Source organism: Flavobacterium aquariorum (assembly GCF_003254745.1).
Classification (GTDB): domain Bacteria; phylum Bacteroidota; class Bacteroidia; order Flavobacteriales; family Flavobacteriaceae; genus Flavobacterium; species Flavobacterium aquariorum.
Genome location: NZ_QKXH01000019.1, coordinates 1 through 3,592 on the forward strand (window position 1 = coordinate 1; position 3,592 = coordinate 3,592).

Below are 3,592 nucleotides of genomic sequence, written 5' to 3' on the forward strand. Positions count from 1 at the left end.
CTTGCTGAGATATCAGGAATTGTATTTTGAGAATAGGTATTTAAAGAAATAAATATTAAAAGAATCAGTAACTTCATTTTAAAATGATTTTTTTTTGGTTAAGTCTGTGATTGTATAGCTGGTAACGTTCTGGTACTACAGCGGGTTTGGGACTAAATTAAGCCCATTCTTCGGATTTGCCAAATCATCCCAAATACAAAACTATCTTTCCATTAAGCCTATTGCCCAAATCCGTTGTAGTAGCTGTTAGGTACAGGCTATTTAGCACTTTTTAAACTATTAACATATTTGGATGATTTTCCATTCCAATAACAGTTTATGCATCTGCCATTTTCAAATTTGTGCTCGCAATTTTTCTTTCCATACAGATAAAATGAGCATTCAGGACATAAAGAGTTCATTTCTGATGATTCTGAAAAATAAAGGCTTTTACATTCGTCGCATTTTTGAGTTTTGCTATTCATTTAAGGATTCCCTTTTTAAATTCATAACAGTATTTACACTTTTTATTAATCCAATTGATGCTTTTCCCGTTTCCATTTGAAAATCCATTTGTTCTCCGTAAATATCAATAATTCTAAAGATTGATAATTTTGGTTTGTTTAAAGTGCCTTTAAAATTTCCAAAAATAACATCATCAATCGATTCAAAATCAATTGATTTAAGCTTATTGTTTCCTATTTCTAAAATTTGACGAGTTGTTATTAAAGTATGTTTATTTTGACTTTTTATTTCAAAGATTGGAAGTTCATTTTTATCCAATTCAAAGTCAATATATTTATTTTCAGTTTCTGCTGTAATTATTTTAGAATATTCCCAAGTATCAATATCCATCGCAGAACGTTTTACAGACGCAATTGTTATATTTTGAATAGAGCTGTCTTTTTTCACTTAAGGTTCTTTTAGCTTGTACCTAACGTTCTGGCACTACAGCGGGTTTGGGACTAAATTAAGACCATTCTTCGGATTTGCCAAATCATCCCAAATACAAAACCAACTTTCCATTAAGCCAAATGCCCAAATCCGTTGTAGTGGCTGTTAGCGGTTGTGTTTTTTAGAAGATTTTCATAATAAATAAACCATTTATTTTTCCGCTTGCTAGTTCAATATGTTCATTAAACGTAGGTTTAATTATTCCATAAATATTTTGCGGATCTATTTGTCCACGTTTTATATGTATATGTTCGGCTTTCCAATGTTTTCCATCTATATCGGGTTGGCGAACTTCTAACACAGTTCTTTCTCCATTATTTCTGTCGAATATATATTCTCCGGAATAGTAGTTTGGATGTTTGATTTTTGAATATCGAGCGCTTATAATTTCAGTGTCAAGCCACCAAAATTGTTCAAGAATACATTGGTCTAATTGATCTATTATTTTTGTGTTATTATCAAAAAATAGATTTATTATTTCATACATATTTTTTTTCTCAATGTGGTGAAATAAAATATCGTAAGGTATTGTAGAGGTAGTTCCAATATTCGCAATTAAACCTCTATTCCATTCGTGAAATTCTCTTTCCTTTGTTTTTGAATTGGCTCTACTCATTAATTTATTAGATTTTCTTCGGTAACATAACCGCTAACGTTCCCGCGCTACAAGCAGTTTGGGATTAAGGAAGCGTAATCTTTCGGATTTGCCAAATCTTCCAAATACAAAACCAATTTTTCCATTAAGCCAAATCCCCAAATTGCTTGTAGCGTGTGTTATGGGGCGGTTGTTTTGTCGAAATTACAATTATCACACAAAGTTTTCACGCTTCTGTTGGCAAATCCAATTTTCACGTTTCTGTTTTTCTGCTCGTAATTTTCTGTTTATTATTTTCAATTATTCACTTTTAATTTTTGCGTAAAACTTTTCAAATTTCTGCTGGCAGATTCCGACTTTCACGCTTCTGCTTTTCAGATTCCAATTTTCAAGTTTCTGCTGGCAAGTTCCAATTTTCACGCTTCAGTTTTTCGTCTGTTTATTGTCAGATTCCAACTTTCCGACTTCTGCTGGCGATTCCAATTTTCACGCTTCTGCTTTGTAAATTTTCTGCGAGTTACAAACTTCATTTTCAAATCGGAATTACCTGCGTAATTTCGGCACAACTGCCCCATAACGTCTTGGCACTACAGCGGGTTTGGGACTAAATTAAGCCCATTCTTCGAATTTGCCAAATCATTCCAAACACAAAACCATCTTTCCATTAAGCCCAATGCCCAAATCCGTTGTAGTGGCTGTTAGCGGTTCGGTTTTTTTTCTAATTTATTATTCTATTTTCTTTAAAGTTGTTTTTGTATATATCGGTAAGCATAAAAATTGAAATAGTTGATATTACTGCAATAATTATAGCGAGTTCCATTTTCAATGGTAATAAGCCAAGATAGACACAAATTGTACAATTTATGAGGATATTTAAACTAAAAATTAATGAAAAAACGTAAAGGAAGTTAGTCTTTAAGTGATTTTTCTTTTTTCTGTAATAAAGATAAAATCTAATCAACAACATAAATATTCCGAGTCCAAGAGAAATAAAAATTAACCCACCGAAATCAAAAAACAATCCTATTCCATGAAGCATTGCTGGCTTTTCTGTTAAAAAATCATAAAACAGATACAATGTTATAAAGTTGATTATTACAAAAGAAATAACTGAATATTTATAGATTTTTTCTCTCATTATGATGTTTTCTAGCTTTGTTAAACTGACCGCTAACGTTCTCGCGCTACAAGCAGTTTGGGATTAAATCAGCGTTATCTTTCGGATTTGCCAAATCTTCCAAATACAAACCAATTTTTCCATTAATCCAAATCCCCAAATTGCTTGTAGCGTGTGTTACAGGGCGGTTGCTTTGTCGAAATTACAATTTTCACACAAAGCTTTCACGCATCTGTTGGCAAAATCCAACTTTCACGTTTCTGTTTTCACGTTTCAATCAACTTTTTTTATAGATTTCCCTAACTTTTTTTCCGTATGCTTTAGTTTTTTCGATAGCTTTTAATTTTGTCATTTTTCTATTTACTTTAAATACCCGAATAGTTGGTGTTTGTAAAGTCAATATGTCTTTATTATAAGTATATAATCCAACAATTATGTTGGGTTCTTCAAGTGCATCGCTTTCAATATGTTCGGTCAAAATATAAGTATTATCCTGATTTAATTGAAGAGTGAAAATTTGTCCAATACAACCAAAACCAGGGTCACAATAATCTGAATACCATCTATGCTTAAATTCTCCAACTGGCTTATTCTGGGCAATTATAGTCACGCAAAAAAATAAAAAAAATATTATTGATTTCAATATGTTTATTTTGGTTAATTATCATCCAACGCTCTGGTCTGCAAATAACTTTCAACTTTCACGCTTCAGTTTTTCAGACTTCCAATTTTCACGCTTCTGCTTTGTAAATTTTCTGCGGAAACAAATGCTTATTTTCTAATTGTTTTCATCTGCGTAATTTCGGCACAACTGCCCTGTAACGTTCCCGCGCTACAAGCAGTTTGGGATTAAGGAAGCGTAATCTTTCGGATTTGCCAAATCTTCCAAATACAAAACCAATTTTTCCATTAAGCCAAATCCCCAAATTGCTTGTAGCGTGTGTTAT

The 3,592-nt window shown here is 32.2% G+C and carries 3 protein-coding genes; all 3 read right to left on the reverse strand.

Features of this window, described 5'->3' with window-relative positions; translation table 11 throughout:
* Positions 1-456 precede the first annotated feature (456 nt).
* A complete protein-coding gene (locus DOS84_RS18745; RefSeq protein ID WP_124020670.1) occupies positions 457-891 on the reverse strand; it encodes a hypothetical protein in 435 nt (144 codons plus the stop codon).
* Positions 892-1,054: 163 nt separating this feature from the next.
* Entirely contained in the window at positions 1,055-1,549 is a 495-nt protein-coding gene (locus DOS84_RS18750) for a hypothetical protein (protein WP_111411635.1), read from the reverse strand.
* Between the two features lie 1,373 nt (positions 1,550-2,922).
* The gene (locus tag DOS84_RS18760; RefSeq protein WP_124020671.1) at positions 2,923-3,288 is read right to left on the reverse strand and encodes a hypothetical protein; all 366 of its coding nucleotides are present in this window, start codon (positions 3,286-3,288) and stop codon (positions 2,923-2,925) included.
* Positions 3,289-3,592 lie beyond the last annotated feature (304 nt).

Bases quoted from the DNA above. Each gene is read 5' to 3' on its own strand.
- DOS84_RS18750 (WP_111411635.1), bottom strand. From the start codon at position 1,549: ATGAGTAGAGCCAATTCAAAAACAAAGGAAAGAGAATTTCACGAATGG.